The organism is Xanthomonas prunicola (genome assembly GCF_002846205.1).
In the GTDB taxonomy this organism is placed as follows: domain Bacteria; phylum Pseudomonadota; class Gammaproteobacteria; order Xanthomonadales; family Xanthomonadaceae; genus Xanthomonas; species Xanthomonas prunicola.
Map to the genome: position 1 here is coordinate 75,972 of NZ_PHKV01000002.1, position 14,870 is coordinate 90,841.

The window sequence follows — 14,870 nt, forward strand, 5'->3', positions numbered from 1 at the left end:
TAATGCGGCGGTACGGCGCATCGCCGCTACGCGCCGCTCAGCGCGCATGGGGCACACGCCGCGTCTTCATGAAGTCCTCGAACGATTCGCCGCGCATGATGGCGTAGACCTGCAGATTGGTCATGCGCACCACGCGCGCGAATTTTTCGATGACGAAGAAGTTGGCGCCGTACTGCACCAGGCCAAGCCAATCGCGCGCGCGGATCAACGCCTTCTCCTGTTCGGTGAGTTCGGCTTCCTGCATCAATACTTCTGCATCCTGCAAAAAGCGATCGCGCCACGGGGCGCGGATCATGTGCCAGAAGAACCGGTTGAGGCGCAGTGCGCGATTGCTGGTGCGCAGATCGAACAGGTACGTACCTTCGATCTGCTCCATGCCCTGGGTTTGCGGATTCATCAGCACCTCCTCATGCCGCGTCGGCAGTGCGCGCGAGCAACTCGGCCGAACGCGGCGCACCGGCCGCTTCTTCGCCCGGCTCGTACAGCACCACGGTCATCGCAGTGGTGGTCATCAGGTAGTAGTTCTGATGCAGCTTGCGGATCGGCCCGTCGAGCGCGCCGCGCATCGCCAGCCACATGATCTGCTCCACGCTCTCGGCACCGCCCAGGCGCACGTAATCGGTGTGGGTGAGATCGGTGAGGCTCTCTGGTGCATGCTGGAACCGGTCCAGAAATTCCATGTCCCAATCGGTGTTGTTGAAACCGGTGCGCTCGCCATGGATCTGGTGCGATAGCCCACCGGTGCCCACGACCACCACCCTGAGATCCTCCGGATACGACTCGATCGCGCGGCGCACCGCCTGGCCCAGGCGATAGCAACGGCGCGCGGTCGGCAACGGGTACTGCAGCACGTTGATGGCGATCGGCACCACCGTGCCCGGCCAGTCCGGCACATGCGGCCACAGCAGCGGCAGCGGCGCCGCGCAGCCATGGTCGATGGGCTTGTCCTGGAACACGGTCAGGTCGAACTCGTCGTTGACCAGGCATTCGGCGATATGTGCCTGCAACTGCACATCGCCACGAATCGGCGGCAAGTTGCGCAGCCCCGCCCCTTCGTCGGCAACCGGGAAACGTTCGCCCACGCCCAGCGCGAAGGTGGGATACAGATCGAAGAAGAACGTCGTGCAATGGTCGTTGTAGAAAAACACCAGCACGTCGGCCTGTTGTTCGGCCAGCCACGCCGCTACCGGCGTATAGCCGTCAAACAGCGGCTTCCACACCGGATCCTGCTGCTTGCCCTTGTCGTAGGCCACCCCGATGGTGGGAACGTGCGAGGTCCCGATACCGCCGATGATGCTTGCCATGCTGCGCTCCTGCGACGCGGGCCGGCCGCTGATCAGGGCGGGCGCGCATCAGTAAGTGAGTCGGGACCTGCACCGCAATGGATCCCAAAAAGGAAGACCAACGACTACGGATCGCCAAATAGGTATCCTTGGGATCCAAAAGTGCCATCAAGCGATCTCATCCGCAAGTTTTTTATACCAGTCATTGCAAGTTTTCCCTGTCGAAGGAACGTGCGCTGCGGTATGGCGCGAGAGAATGGAGCCAATGGCGAACAATCACCGATTGCAAGCGATACAGCAGCTACGCGAATTGATCCTGTGCGGCACCCTCGCCCCTGGCCAGCGCGTCACCGAGGCAGCACTGGCCGAGCGCCTGGGCATTTCGCGCACGCCGATCCGTCAGGCCCTGCCGGCGTTATGCCAGGAAGGTCTGCTGGTGCAGGCCGGCAACCGTGGTTACGCGGTGCGGCGTTTCAGCCAGCAGGAAAGCCTGGATGCACTGACGGTGCGCGCATTGATGGAAGGCATGGCCGCGCGCACGGTCGCCGAAGAAGGCGCATCCGAGGAGTTACTCACCACGCTGCATGCCTGTTTGGGCGAAGGCGACCGCATCCTGGCCAGTCGCCCCCTCTGCGCCAACGATGAGCAGGCCTATGGCGCAATGAATGCCCGTTTCCATCACGCCATCGTGGAGGCTGCCAACAAGCCGATCCTCACCGAAACCATGGAACGGTGCACGCTGGTGCCGTTCGTCAGCCCGATCAACGTGGTGTTCGGCCAACGCTCTGCCACGCTCACCTACGACGACCTGTATTACGGACACAGGCAACACCACGCGATCGTCTCGGCCATCGAACAACGCGATGCCGCACGCGCCGAATTGCTGTTCCGCGAGCACGCCAACACCCAACGGCACAGCATGGGAATCTGAGACGCACGTGTTGCGGTGGTTGGTCCCGTTGTACGGGCGGCGGCACCTTCCTGGTCGACGATGTCGCGTGCACAGCGCAACCCGATCCGCTCGAGACGTCGCATCAGTTCCATCCCACATTGCCGGAGCCGGTGCGCCGGCAATGTGGGATGCGTTACCGGCGCGCGTTACAGCGAATGCACAAACATCAGGTTGTAGGTATTGCCCGCCACCGAGTTCTCAACATCGATGGGGAGATAGACATTGAAGTTGAGCAGGTTCTTTTCATCAAAACGCCAGGACATCCCGGGGCCCGCATAGAACTGCCTGCGCTTGCTGTCCGGCACGCGCTCGCCATTGGTGCGGTTGTCCTTTAGCTGCTGCAGATAAAACCCATTAACGCCTACGCGCAGCTGTTCGGTGACCTTGACCGAACTGGCGAAGTTGACCCAGAGCGCATCGCCGGCCTGGCCGTTGCGAAACTGGAACCCGGCAATCGGCGGCACACCGCCGGCGCGGCTGGTGCGAAAGTTGTAGAGGTAATTCACCCGCCCGCTGATTTCCCAGTTGTCGGTGGGTTGCACGGTAAAGGCCCAGTGCGGAACGACCGACCAGAAACCCGTGCTCTGGTTGATGGCGACATCGCGATCGAACTTGCCCACGGGTGCGAATGCGTCGACGGCAAATCGCTGAATGAAGAACGGCCGCCCATCGCGCATCACCGGTGGCATCTGCAGCGCCAGCCCGAACGAGATGTCGCCTATGCCTAGGCCATTGCTGCTCAAGCGCACCGGGCTATCGGCAGCGAAAGAGGTGTCGTAATTGACCAGCGGCACGATGGCGTCGAAGCTCAACACACCGCCTTTCCAGGTGTATGGGGTGACGTAGATCAGCTGGGTCAATGCCACGCTGACGCCAACCTTGGGATCACGGAACGCCGGCGAATTGTCGCCGTTCGCATTCTTGATCGCATCGAAATCGGAGTGCCGCAGATATTCGATGGCTGTCCATCCGGGTTTCATGGAACTGAAACCATCGAAGAAGCTGGTACCGCCGAGGTTGATGCCCTGGGGTACCGCCGCAGTTTCCGGCACGGCCTGCGCCCATGCCGCTGGCGATGCCGCGGCAAGCAAGGCAGCGATGATCAATGCAGGTTGACGACGCGACAGCGCACGCGGCAACACGGAACCACAACGAATCGACGAACGGACGCGTTCCACTAGGCGAATCTCCGATGCAGATGGATGGATGACTGCAATGCGCCGCGAGGGGAGAATGCGGTATTGCAAGACGGCGGCACGCGGCATGCGCCATCAGGACTGCGGTGCAGCTAATGTTGTTTTCTGCAGCGATGCGCTGACTTAGCCGGTGCCGACACGCAGGAGCAGCGAACCGAGCCGCTGCTGGAACAGCCAGCGCCCCTGGTCGAGTACCAGCACATCATCGAAACTGCCCAGCAATGCCGGCGATTGCGCCGTCCACGGCGGCGGTGGGGAAGTATCGTCCGCGGTGTAAAGCAGTACGTGGCTATGCGCATGCGCCGACGTGTGCGACTGGACACTGACCACCGTATTGAGCATCAGGTGGCACGTGGTGCGCGGCGGACGCTCGCGAAACGATTGCAAGATGGCCTCGCGCCCCCGCACAGGCGCATCCGGCGCACTGGGGCGCGCGAACACGCCATCGTCGGTAAACAACGCAGCGAGCCCAGCATGATCGTGGCGATCGTTGTACAGCGCGAACCGGCGGATCGCTTGCTCGCAGGCAATGATGATCGAGACATCTTCGTGCATGCAGCGCTCCTTAAGGTCTTACCAACGCGATCTGGATTGCCATCCGGTGATGCGCGTCAGCACCAACCCGGTGACAGCGCACCGTCGGCCGGCGTGCCATCACGCGGCCTGCAACCAGTCGCGCAGTGCGTCGTTGACGGCGGCAGGCGCTTCGACAGGTGCCATGTGCCCGCAGTCCTCGAAAATTGCCAGCTGCGCCTGCGGAATCTGCCGCGCCATGTCCTGATGCCGCGCCAAGGGGCTCCACGCGTCCTGTCGCCCGACCCCCAATAACGTGGGGCAGGCAATCTGCGCCAGGACCGGCGCCGCATCGGGACGCTCCAGCAAGGCGTTGGTCTGGCCGGCGAAGCTCTGCGCGCTCTGCCGCTGCACCATGGCCATCAAACCGTCCATTAGCTCGGTATCGGTGGTGTGATCGGGATGCAGCATCGGCGGCAACCAGCGCCGTGCCAGCGCTTGCATGCCCTGGGCGTGCGCCAGTCGTACCAGCGCCAGTCGCTCTTCGCGTTCGCCGTCGCGGCGCGGCGCGATGCCGGTGTCGAGCAATGCCAACCGCAGCACACGTGTGGGCGCCTGCCGCATGATTTCCAGCGCGACCCGTCCGCCCATCGAATGCCCGGCCAGCGCAAATTGCGGCGGCGCGACGGCCAGGACATGCGCTGCCATGTGCGTGATGCTGTCGAACCCGGCGAAATCCACCACCTGCACATCGGCCAGATCGCGCAGCGCGGCACGCTGCGGTTGCCAGATGGCGGCGTCGCACAGCAAGCCGCACAACAGCAGCACTACCGGCTTGGACGAAGGGTGAGCGGACGAGATCATGACGCGACTGTAGCCACGCCTGCCTCGTCCGTCGTATGGAACCTGCTGCCTCCGCTATATCTCTAAAGGCATACAAAGACTTCGCTGACAGTTGCCGATGCGGGTCACGGCGTCTGTCGTGGTGCGATCACGCGCCGCCGGAGGCGCGCTTCCACAGCACATCGACCAGCGGCGGTAACTTGCCGGCCAGGCCAAGCACCGATCCGCGTAACAAGGTCAGGTGCATCTGGTCATTGGAAAACACCCTGTTGATCGCGTCGAAGCCGTACGCGGCAACGGTGTTTTCGCTACGCCGGGTGCGTGCCCAGCGCTGCAGGCGATGCGGCGCGGCCCAATCCGCACGCTTGGCGATCGCCTCGCACACCGTCTGACGCAACGCGGCCACATCGCGCAGGCCGAGGTTGACGCCCTGCCCGGCCAGCGGATGCACGACATGCGCGGCGTCGCCCAAGGTCAGTACGCGGCCGCTGACGTATTGCTGCACCAACTGCCGCTGCAGCGGGAAGGCGGTGCGCGCCGACACCACGCGCAAGTCGCCCAGGCGGGCAGCAAAAGCCTGGGTCAACTCGCGCGAGAACTCCAGATCGTCCAGCGAAAGCACACGCTCGGCGTCGGCATCCGGCAAGGTCCAGACGATCGAACTGCGCCCATCGGCGAACGGCAGAAATGCCAGCGGCCCGGTGGTCAAGAAGCGCTGCCAGGCGGTGGCCTGATGCGGGTGTTCGGTTTCCACGAAGGCAACCACGCCACGCTGTGCGTAGGCGTGCCGCGAGACTGGCAGCCCGGCAAGCTCGCGCAGGGTAGAGGCTGCGCCATCGGCGGCAATCGCCATTGCCGCTTCCAGCCGGCTGCCATCGTCCAGCCGCAGCCGCACGCTAGTGGCGTCCTGCTCCAGCTCGACCACGCGTGCAGGGCAATGCACCTCGATGCCGGCCGCATGCACGGCTGCCCACAAGCGGTCGACCAGCACGTCGTTTTCAATGATCCAGCCCAGTTGCTCGCGCCCCAGCGTGTCGGCATCGAAGCCCAGCTCGCCACCACCAGCGGCGTCCCAGACCCGCATCCGCCGATACGGTTGCACGCGCGCGGCGCGTACCGCGTTCCACACGCCCAGACTGTCCAGCAACGCGGCGTTATCGGCGGCGAAGGCATAGACGCGCAGATCAGGTTGATCAGCGCGCCAGCGAGCCGGCTCGCGCCCTTCGACCAGGGCAACGCTCAGGCCGGCATCGGTCAACGCCAGCGCGCAGGCGGCGCCGACAACGCCACCGCCGACGATCACGGCATCACGCGTGCTGCGTCGGCTCATGCGACGCCCCGGCAGAGCTGCGGCACATCGCCACGGAAGCCCATGGCACCGCCGACCAGCATCGACTGCAGCGGCGCTGCCTGTGAGGTCGCGAACAAGCCGAGGCTGCGCAACGGCCGCAGCAAGGGTGCCGGGTTGCCGGTGAGCCGGGCCAGACCGCTGGAAAAACCGATGGTGTGCTCGCGGTCCACCCGACGCCGCGCCACATAGTCGGCCAGCAACGCGCCAGCACCGACATCGCTGCGATCGTGTTCGATCAATTCGGCAAGCGTCAGCGCATCGCGCAACCCCAGATTGAAGCCCTGCGCACCGATCGGATGCAGCGTCTGCGCGGCATTGCCCAGCAGCACGACGCGCTCGGCGATGAGACTGTTGGCCAGCACCTGCACCAGCGGGTAGGCGCTGCGCTCGCCGCTGGCGATAAACCGCCCGGCGCGCCAGCCAGCGGCACGCTGCAGGCGGGCCAGCCAGCCAGCCTCATCGAGCGCAGCCACTGCCTCCGCCTCGGAGCGCGCCACGCAATGGATCGCGCCGTAATGGCGGTCGCCGCGTGGCAACAGGGCGGTTGGACCATGTTCGCCAAAACGCTCCCAGGCCGTGCCGTCGGGTGGTCGCGACGCACGTACGCGTGCCACGAACAGGGTCTGCAGGAAATCGTGGGCGTCGGTGCCGATATGCAGCAGCTCGCGCACCGCGCTATGGCTGCCATCCGCGCCGACCACCAGTTTGGCGTGGACACGCTGCTCACCAGTCTCGGTGGTCAGGCGCACCGCGCGCAGGCCGTCCTGCACTGGCTCTATGCCGATGCATCGCGCAGGGCGATAGCGGCGCAGATGGGTTAACTCGTCCAGGCGCGCCTGCAAGGCATCGCCGAAGTCGCGTGCCACCACCACCTGGCCGAAGGCGTCGCGGCCGTAATCGGCCGCGTCCAGTTGCACGCGACCGAAGTCACCGGCACGACTGACATGGATGCGCCGGATCGGCCCGGGCGGGCTGCGCAGCTTGGCCATCACTCCAAGCGCGCCCAGCGCGTTCACGGTAGCCGCCGCAAAACTGAGGTTGCGTTGGTCAAACACCGCCGGCGGGGAGCCGGCCGGGGTGGCCTCCACCAACCCGACATCCAGGCCGAGGCGGTCCAACGCAATCGCCAGGCTGGAGCCGACCAGGCCGCCGCCAACGATCAGAACGTCATGGGGAAGTGTCATGTCCACATGATAAGCCTTCGCCCCCTGCGCGTTGCCGCCGCAAGGCGGGACATCTTGCCGCGCCCGCGGTCGTCTGCGCCTTGTGTGACTCAGGCGCACCGCAGCTGCCTACGCGCTCCCTACAAGCCACAGCGGCTACAAACAGGTCGCACGCAGTCGCCAGGTGGGTATGGACAGCGCCCAGGGACCGCAGCGTACACGTGGTAGATGCCGATCCCGAGCACCGGCTGCGCCGCCTTGGGACTGGGCAGTCCTTTTGGTCGCTGCTCTTAACCCAAGCCGCGGGCGACGCCGCTCCGCGCTACACTCGCTGGCCTGTGATCTGACTCCCTTCCGCATGACTCCTCGCTCGCACGACACCCTGATTCTGAGTCTGCTGGCCGTGTTGATGGCGGCCACGCGGATCAATCACTTCGCCCCGGTCCCTGATGCCTCCTGGGCGGTGTTCTTCATTGGTGGCTTTCATCTGGCTACGCGCACCAAGCTGGCGTTTGCGCTGCTGATGCTGCTCGCCGTGGCGGTGGATTGGCTGGTGATCACCCGGCAGGGCATGAGCTTCTGGCAGCACTACTGCGTGTCGCCGGCGTATTGGTGCCTGATCCCGGCGTACTTCGCGCTGTGGGCAGGCGGCGTGTGGCTGCGCCGGCACTATCACGGCGCGCAGTGGAGCGCGCTGGCCCGGCTGGTGCCCGCGCTACTGATCGCTGTGGCACTGTGCCAGCTGATCGCCCAGGGCAGCTTCTACTGGATCAGCGCCAGCGTGGCCGAACCGACCGTGGCTGGCTGGTTCAAGAATTACACCGACTGGCTGGGTCCCTACCTGCGCAGCGCCGCGCTCTACGTGGCGGCCGCCGCGGCAATCCAGGTGGCTGCCGAGCGTGGGGCCGCACCGCGCCGCCAGCCCCACGCCGGCTAAGCCATGGGCAACCGACTCTCTCGTATCTATACCCGGACCGGCGACGACGGCAGCACCGGCCTGGGCGACGGCAGCCGGACCGGCAAGGACGCATTGCGCGTCAATGCCTACGGCACCGTGGACGAAGCCAATTCGGCCATCGGCGTGCTGCTGGCCGCACCCGGCGTGCCGGAGCCGATTGCCGCCTTGCTGACCACCGTGCAGCACCAGTTGTTCGACCTCGGCGGCGAGTTGTGCATCCCCGGCCACGCGGCCATCGACGCGGCCGACATCCAGGCGCTGGAGCGCCAGCTGGATGCCTTCAACGACACCCTGCCCGCACTGAAGGAATTCATTCTGCCGGCCGGGGGCGAAGCCGCCGCGCGCTGCCACCTTGCCCGCACCATCGTGCGCCGGGCCGAGCGCGAGACCGTCGCGCTGTCGCGTCAGGAAGCGGTGCGCAGCGAGGCGATCGGTTACCTCAACCGCTTGTCCGACCTGCTGTTCGTGCTGGCGCGCGTGCTGGCGCGTGCCGATGGTCAGCAGGAAGTCTTGTGGCGGCACGACCGCCGACGCGGTTGAGCATGTGCCAGCGTCGGCGCAGAGGCTAGAGTTGCCCCATGTTGGTCTTTACCCATCCCGCCTGCCTCGGTCACGACGCCGGCCCTGAGCACCCGGAAAGCCCTGCCCGCCTGGAAGCGGTGGTCGACGCCCTGCGCGCCGCATTCCCGGATCTGGACTGGCGCGAGGCGCCGTTGGCCAAGCTGGGCGACCTGTGCCGCGTACACGAGCGCGAGCAGGTGGATTCGGTGCTGGAAACCGCCTTCGACGGCTATCGCCAGCTGGACGTGGACACGCGCATGGTGCCTGCCTCGCGCGCAGCCGCCTTGCGCGCCGCAGGTGCCGGCATCGCCGCGGTGGACGCGGTGATGCAGGACCAGACCCGCACCGCCTTCTGCGCAGTGCGCCCACCCGGCCACCACGCCACCGCACAGGTGTCGATGGGATTCTGCCTGTTCAACAACATTGCCGTGGCCGCCGCCCACGCGCGCGATCGGCATGGTCTTGAGCGCATCACCATCGTGGATTTTGACGTCCACCACGGCAATGGCACGCAGGCGATCTTCGAGCGCGACCCGGCCGTGCAGTACCTGAGCACCCATCAGTCCGGGCTGTATCCGCATTCGGGCAGCGTGTACGAGCGTGGCGTCGGCAATATCCACAATCTGCTGCTGCCCCCGGGCAGCGACGGACTGCGCTTCCGCAATGTCTGGGAGGACGAGATGCTGCCGCTGGTCGATGCCTTCCGCCCGCAATTGATCCTGATCTCCGCCGGCTTCGATGCGCATTTGCGCGATCCGCTGGCCGACCTGATGCTCGACGACGACGATTTCGCCTGGCTCACCGGGGCGCTGCGCACCCTGGCCGACCGCCATGCGCGCGGCCGCGTGGTGTCGATGCTGGAAGGCGGCTACGACTTGCAGGCGCTGCGCGAAAGCAGCGTGGCGCACGTGGCGGCGCTGCGCTGAATCCCTGTCGGGGCGCCAGTCGCGCCACCGATTGCGATGAACCTCGCCCTCCCGATGCCGGCACTCTTCATTGCCCCTATGCGGGCTATGCGGCAAGCTAGTCGCCATTTTATTGGTTGACCCCCGCGTGCGCCGAGCTCTCCGCCTGCTGCCCCTGCCTTTGAGCATCGCCATGTGCCTTCCTGCCATGGCTGCCGACAAGCCGCTGAACTGGGGATTGTGCCCGGCCGTGGACCCGCTACCCGGCTTCGACGGCGCCCCCGCCGCGGACCCCAAGGCGGCCGAAATGCGCCAACAGTTGCCGACCGACATCGAAGGCGACCAGCTCTCCGGCACCAGCACCACTCCGCAATACCAGGGCAACGTGGCGCTGAAGCGCGGCGATCAGTTCCTGGGCGCGGACAACCTGCGCATGGATACCGAAACCGGCAATTACATTGCCGAGGGCAATGTCCGCTACCAGGACACCTCCTTCCGCATGGTCGCAGACCGCGCCGAAGGTAATCAGGACACCGACACCCACAAGGTCACCAACATCCAGTATCAGTTGGTGGAGCGCCGCGGCAATGGCGACGCCGAATCGGTGGATCTGCAGGGCCAGGTCGGGCAGATGCACCGCTCGACGTACACCACCTGCGACCCGTCGCAGCCGATCTGGCGCGTCCGTGCCCCCGAGATCGACGTCGACAACGAAGAGGGTTTCGGAACCGCGCGTAACGCTGTCCTGCAGATTGGCAAGGTGCCGGTGCTGTATTTCCCGTGGTTCAAGTTCCCGATCGATGACCGCCGCCAGACCGGCCTGCTGTTCCCGCAGTTCGGTTTGTCCGGCCGCAACGGCTTCGATTACCTACAACCGATCTACCTCAACCTGGCGCCGAACTACGACGCGACCCTGCTGCCGCGCTACATGAGCAAGCGTGGTTTCATGTTCGGCACCGAATTCCGTTACCTGTACGACGGCGGTCGCGGCGAAATCACCGGCAATTACCTGCCCAACGACAAGTTGCGCGACAAGGACCGTGGCAGCGTGTTCTACAGCGGCTACCACAACGTCAACACCTACTGGCAGGCGCGCAGCAGCATCGCTTGGGTCAGCGACACGCGCTACGTTGAGGACTTCACCAGCCGTATCAACGGCATGGGCTCGGCGTCCAGCCTGCAGAGCACGGTGGGTATCTACGGCACTGGTGAGACCTGGACCGCAGGCCTGATGGCCGACCGCTGGCAGCTCACCGACTACACGCTAGACGAGCAGGCCCTGCCCTACAACCGGCAGCCGCGTGCGTATTTCACCTGGGAAAAGCCGCTGGGCATTTTCGAGGCGGGCGTGTACGCCGAGGCGGTGCACTTCACCCACGACGATTCGTACCAGGTGAATTTCATCCCGAACGCCGACAACAATAATAGAAACGGCGACGAGTACGTCCGCACCAATATCCGCAATAAGCAATACGGAAGCGGCTCTCGCCTGGACGTCAAACCGTATATTTCGATGCCGCTGTCTGGCGCAGCTTGGTTTGTGACACCGACGGTGGCGTGGCGTTACACCGCTTACCAGCTGGACTCCACGCTGGCCACCACCCCGCCATTGACGGGCAATCGCTCGCCCACGCGCAGCCTGCCAATCGCGTCCGTGGACGCCGGTCTGTATTTCGATCGCGAGACCTCGCTGTTCGGCACCAACTACCTCAATACGTTGGAGCCGCGCATGTACTACCTGTACGTGCCGTACCGCGACCAGGACGATCTGCCGGTGTTTGACACCCGTCCGTTCACGTTCAGCTACGGGCAGCTGTTCCGCGATACCCGCTACACCGGTGCCGACCGCCAGAACGATGCCAACCAGTTGACCCTGGCGGTGACCTCGCGCTGGCTGCGCCAGGACGATGGCCGCGAGAAGCTCTCGCTGAGTGCCGGGCAGATCCTGTACTTCAGCGACTCGTTGGTCACCATCAACAACAGCAACAATTCGGCAGCTGGCAGCGAGCAGACCATCGACCAGGGCAAGTCCGCCTGGGTGGCTGACGCCAACTACATGATCAACGACCGCTGGTCGATGGGCGCCACCTACCAGTGGAACCCGAACTCGCGCAAGGAAGATCTGGCGAGCCTGCGCACGCGCTACCTGCTCAACAACGACGGCATCATCAACCTGGCGTATCGCTATCGTCGCAACCTTGTCGACAACAGCGACCAGCTCAAGCAGGCCGACTTCTCCTTCCTGTATCCGATCAGCCCCAGCTGGAGTGCGGTCGGTCGCTACTACTACTCGCTGCTGGACCGCAAGCCGCTGGAAATCATCGGTGGCGTGCAGTGGGATAGCTGCTGCCTGGCGGTCCGCGGGCTGGTGCGCCGGTTTGTGCGTAACCGCGATGGCCAGATGGACAACTCCATCCAGGTGGAGTTCGTGCTGAAGGGATTGAGCTCGTTCGGGCAGAACACGGACCGCACTTTGCGCCGTGCTATTCTCGGTTATTACCGCGACGACCTGTACCTGGTCCCGCCCAGCAACACCACGACCAATCCGGACGATTACGATCCGAACCTGATTCCATGACCAAGCCTTTCTCTGTTCTTCTTGCCTCGTTGCTGGTAATCACCAGCACGGTCTCGCCGCTGGCATCGGCGCAGCAATCCCAGCCGCTGGATCGTATCGCCGCTATCGTGGACGAAGACGTGGTGCTGCAGAGCGAGCTCGATCGCGCTGTGCGCAACGTCAAGTCGCAGTACGCCGGTCGCGAAAACCAGCTGCCGCCTGACGACGTGTTGCAGCGCCAGGTCCTAGAGCGCCTGATCCTGGTCAAGCTGCAGGTCGGCCGTGCCGATGGCAGCGGCATCCGCGTCAGCGACGAGGAGCTCAACCGCGCCATCGCCAGCATCGCTCAGCAAAACGGCACCACCGTGGACGGCTTGCGCCAGAAGCTGGCCGCCGACGGCATGGGCTACGCCGATTTCCGCGCCTCGGTGCGCGACGAAATCATTGTGCAGCGCCTGCGCCAGAGCTTTGCGCAGAGCCGCATCAGCGTGAGCGAAGGCGAAGTGGATACCGCGCTGGCTCAACAGGCCGCCACCGGCAGCCAATACCACCTGGCGCACATCCTGATCGGCTTGCCGGAAGGCGCGACCGCCGAGCAGATCGCCACTGGCCAGAAGAAGGTCGATGGCGTCAAAGCCTTGATCGACAAGGGCGAGTTGGACTTTCCGGCTGCCGCGGTGCGTTATTCGGACAGCCCGAATGCGCTCGAAGGCGGCGATCTGGGCTGGCGCAGCCTGGATGAAATTCCCAATGCATTTGCCCAGCTGATTCGCGATATGAAGCCAGGTCAAGTAGCCGGACCGCTGCGCGGCCCCAGCGGCTTTCAGTTGCTCAAGCTGGTGGAAATGCGCGACGCCAATGCCGGCGGCGAAAAGAAGGTGGTCACCGAGTACAACGCACGCCACATCCTGGTGCGGGTCGGCGACAACCAGACCGAGGCGCAGGCCAAGGCAAAGATCGATACGATTCGTGCGCGCATCGTCGGTGGTGCCGATTTCCAGGCAACGGCCAAGGAGTCCTCCGAGGACACCAATAGCCGCAGCCAGGGTGGCGATCTGGGCTGGTTCCCGGCTGATGCGTTCGGCCCGGACTTCGGCAAGCAGGTCGAAGGCTTGGCAGATGGCGCGGTGTCCGAGCCGTTCCGCACCCAGGCGGGCTGGCACATCGTCCAGCGCGTCGGTAGCCGCCAGACCGACGTCAGCGCCGAGAACCAGCGCGCGCAGGCCCGTGAAACGATCGGCCGCCGCAAGCTGGAAGAAGAGTACAACCGCTATCTGCAGGAACTGCGTGGCGAAGCGTATGTGAGCTACCGCACCGGCGACCGCGCCGATGACAATGCCACTGCCGCCCCGGCCAAATCGGCAGATCCTGCAGCGCCTACGCCGCCACCGGCAAAGCCGACGCGCTGAGGCCGGGCGCGGCAGATAGCATGATGGTCCCGTCGCTCGCGCTGGTACCAGGTGAGCCGGCCGGAATCGGGCCGGAGCTATGCGTCCGGCTCGTCCAGCGGCCGCGCTCGGATGCGCATCTGATTGCCTACGCTGATCCAGATACCCTGCACAGCGCCGCGAAGGCGCTGTCTTTGTCTGTGCGCCTGCTCGACCCCGACCAGTCGGCGCGCGCGCCTGGCGACCTGCCACTGCATCCCGTTCGCCAAGCCGTGGCGACACGCTTTGGCGCGCCCGACCCGGCCAACGCGGCGGCAGTGATTGCCGGCCTGCGCGGGGCCGCGGGCGACTGCCTCGCCGGCCGCCTGCAGGGCATCGTCACTGGCCCGGTGAACAAGGCGGTGATCAACGGCGGCGGCATTCCCTATACCGGCACCACCGAACTCCTGGCCGAACAAGCCGGCTGCCCGGTGGTGATGATGCTGGCCAACCGCATCGTGCGCGTCGCCCTGGTGACGACGCATCTGCCACTGCGTGCCGTCGCCGATGCAATCACCGCCGATGCCTTGGTGCAGTGCCTGCGCATCACCCACGCAGCGATGCGTCGCGATTTCGGCCTGGAAAACCCACGTGTCGCCGTGCTCGGCCTCAACCCCCACGCGGGCGAAGACGGCCTCCTGGGCCGCGAAGAACTGGACATCATCATCCCGGTGCTGGAGCAGCTGCGCGGCGAAGGCATGCAGCTGATCGGCCCATTGCCTGCGGACACCGCCTTTTTGCCGCAGAAACTGGGCGGTTTCGATGCGGTGGTGGCGATGTACCACGACCAGGGCCTGCCGGTACTCAAGTACAGCGGTTTCGAGCAGGCGGTGAACATCACCCTGGGCCTGCCCTACCCGCGCGTAGCGGTGGATCACGGCACCGCACTGGAACTGGCCGGCCGCGGAATCGCAGACCCTTCCAGCCTGATGGCGGCCACCGAGCTGTGCGCGCGATTGGCGGCACGCCGCTTATCCGCTAGGCCTTAGAGCGGCCAACAAACAACTGCCCTGTCGTCAGACTGGCGCGACCGGTGCTCGGCTCGGCATGTACCTTTCGTACACTGCGGTTCTGAGCCCACCGTCCGCACCCACCTGATAACGCTCGCTACGTAGTGGTACAGACTCTTAGTCTGCGCAAACGACGCCGCGTGCAGGCGCC

At 65.1% G+C, this 14,870-nt stretch carries 14 protein-coding genes and 2 other RNA genes; 8 read left to right on the top strand and 8 right to left on the bottom strand.

What is annotated here, in order from left to right:
- Nucleotides 1–37: 37 nt before the first annotated feature.
- Both XpruCFBP8353_RS06865 and XpruCFBP8353_RS06870 read right to left on the bottom strand, forming a co-directional pair.
- Complete coding sequence (locus XpruCFBP8353_RS06865; protein ID WP_101362575.1) at nucleotides 38–397, bottom strand: protocatechuate 3,4-dioxygenase; 360 nt, start codon at nucleotides 395–397, stop codon at nucleotides 38–40.
- A gap of 10 nt (nucleotides 398–407) precedes the next feature.
- A complete protein-coding gene (locus XpruCFBP8353_RS06870; RefSeq protein WP_101362576.1) occupies nucleotides 408–1,304 on the bottom strand; it encodes a gallate dioxygenase in 897 nt (298 codons plus the stop codon).
- Nucleotides 1,305–1,539: 235 nt separating this feature from the next.
- Here XpruCFBP8353_RS06870 and XpruCFBP8353_RS06875 point away from each other — a divergent pair, with 235 nt between their 5' ends.
- A complete protein-coding gene (locus XpruCFBP8353_RS06875) occupies nucleotides 1,540–2,214 on the top strand; it encodes a GntR family transcriptional regulator (protein WP_101362577.1) in 675 nt (224 codons plus the stop codon).
- Between the two features lie 167 nt (nucleotides 2,215–2,381).
- Here the strand turns inward: XpruCFBP8353_RS06875 and XpruCFBP8353_RS06880 are convergent, their stop codons facing one another.
- From XpruCFBP8353_RS06880 to XpruCFBP8353_RS06905, 6 genes are all read right to left on the bottom strand, one after another.
- A complete protein-coding gene (locus tag XpruCFBP8353_RS06880) occupies nucleotides 2,382–3,413 on the bottom strand; it encodes a SphA family protein (protein ID WP_162300975.1) in 1,032 nt (343 codons plus the stop codon).
- Between the two features lie 141 nt (nucleotides 3,414–3,554).
- Nucleotides 3,555–3,986: a nuclear transport factor 2 family protein gene (locus XpruCFBP8353_RS06885; protein ID WP_101362578.1), complete on the bottom strand. Its 432-nt coding sequence runs from the start codon at nucleotides 3,984–3,986 to the stop codon at nucleotides 3,555–3,557.
- A 99-nt stretch (nucleotides 3,987–4,085) separates the two neighbouring features.
- On the bottom strand, nucleotides 4,086–4,808 hold the full coding sequence (locus XpruCFBP8353_RS06890) for an alpha/beta fold hydrolase (RefSeq protein ID WP_101362579.1): 723 nt from the start codon (nucleotides 4,806–4,808) through the stop codon (nucleotides 4,086–4,088).
- Nucleotides 4,809–4,935: 127 nt separating this feature from the next.
- Nucleotides 4,936–6,117, bottom strand: a complete 1,182-nt coding sequence (locus XpruCFBP8353_RS06895) for a UbiH/UbiF family hydroxylase (RefSeq protein WP_101362580.1) — start codon at nucleotides 6,115–6,117, stop codon at nucleotides 4,936–4,938.
- On the bottom strand, nucleotides 6,114–7,322 hold the full coding sequence (ubiH, locus tag XpruCFBP8353_RS06900) for a 2-octaprenyl-6-methoxyphenyl hydroxylase (RefSeq protein WP_101362581.1): 1,209 nt from the start codon (nucleotides 7,320–7,322) through the stop codon (nucleotides 6,114–6,116). Before ubiH ends, XpruCFBP8353_RS06895 begins: the two co-directional genes overlap by 4 nt.
- Before the next feature lie 133 nt (nucleotides 7,323–7,455).
- Nucleotides 7,456–7,531: non-coding RNA, sX9 sRNA (locus tag XpruCFBP8353_RS06905), on the bottom strand.
- A gap of 128 nt (nucleotides 7,532–7,659) precedes the next feature.
- Here XpruCFBP8353_RS06905 and XpruCFBP8353_RS06910 point away from each other — a divergent pair.
- The 7 genes from XpruCFBP8353_RS06910 (at nucleotide 7,660) to XpruCFBP8353_RS06940 (ending at nucleotide 14,842) form a co-directional block, all read left to right on the top strand.
- Nucleotides 7,660–8,238, top strand: coding sequence for a hypothetical protein (locus XpruCFBP8353_RS06910; protein WP_101362582.1), 579 nt, complete (start codon nucleotides 7,660–7,662; stop codon nucleotides 8,236–8,238).
- Nucleotides 8,239–8,241: 3 nt separating this feature from the next.
- Nucleotides 8,242–8,799 carry a cob(I)yrinic acid a,c-diamide adenosyltransferase gene (locus XpruCFBP8353_RS06915; protein ID WP_101362583.1) on the top strand — a complete coding sequence of 186 codons (558 nt, stop codon included), beginning with the start codon at nucleotides 8,242–8,244 and terminating at the stop codon, nucleotides 8,797–8,799.
- 38 nt (nucleotides 8,800–8,837) lie between these two features.
- Nucleotides 8,838–9,746 carry a histone deacetylase family protein gene (locus tag XpruCFBP8353_RS06920; protein ID WP_101362584.1) on the top strand — a complete coding sequence of 303 codons (909 nt, stop codon included), beginning with the start codon at nucleotides 8,838–8,840 and terminating at the stop codon, nucleotides 9,744–9,746.
- Nucleotides 9,747–9,873: 127 nt separating this feature from the next.
- Nucleotides 9,874–12,303, top strand: coding sequence for an LPS-assembly protein LptD (lptD, locus tag XpruCFBP8353_RS06925; RefSeq protein WP_101362585.1), 2,430 nt, complete (start codon nucleotides 9,874–9,876; stop codon nucleotides 12,301–12,303).
- Nucleotides 12,300–13,691: a peptidylprolyl isomerase gene (locus XpruCFBP8353_RS06930; RefSeq protein ID WP_101362586.1), complete on the top strand. Its 1,392-nt coding sequence runs from the start codon at nucleotides 12,300–12,302 to the stop codon at nucleotides 13,689–13,691. Before lptD ends, XpruCFBP8353_RS06930 begins: the two co-directional genes overlap by 4 nt.
- A gap of 20 nt (nucleotides 13,692–13,711) precedes the next feature.
- On the top strand, nucleotides 13,712–14,698 hold the full coding sequence (gene pdxA / locus XpruCFBP8353_RS06935) for a 4-hydroxythreonine-4-phosphate dehydrogenase PdxA (RefSeq protein ID WP_162300976.1): 987 nt from the start codon (nucleotides 13,712–13,714) through the stop codon (nucleotides 14,696–14,698).
- A 58-nt stretch (nucleotides 14,699–14,756) separates the two neighbouring features.
- A non-coding RNA gene (locus XpruCFBP8353_RS06940) (sX9 sRNA) lies at nucleotides 14,757–14,842 on the top strand.
- Nucleotides 14,843–14,870 lie beyond the last annotated feature (28 nt).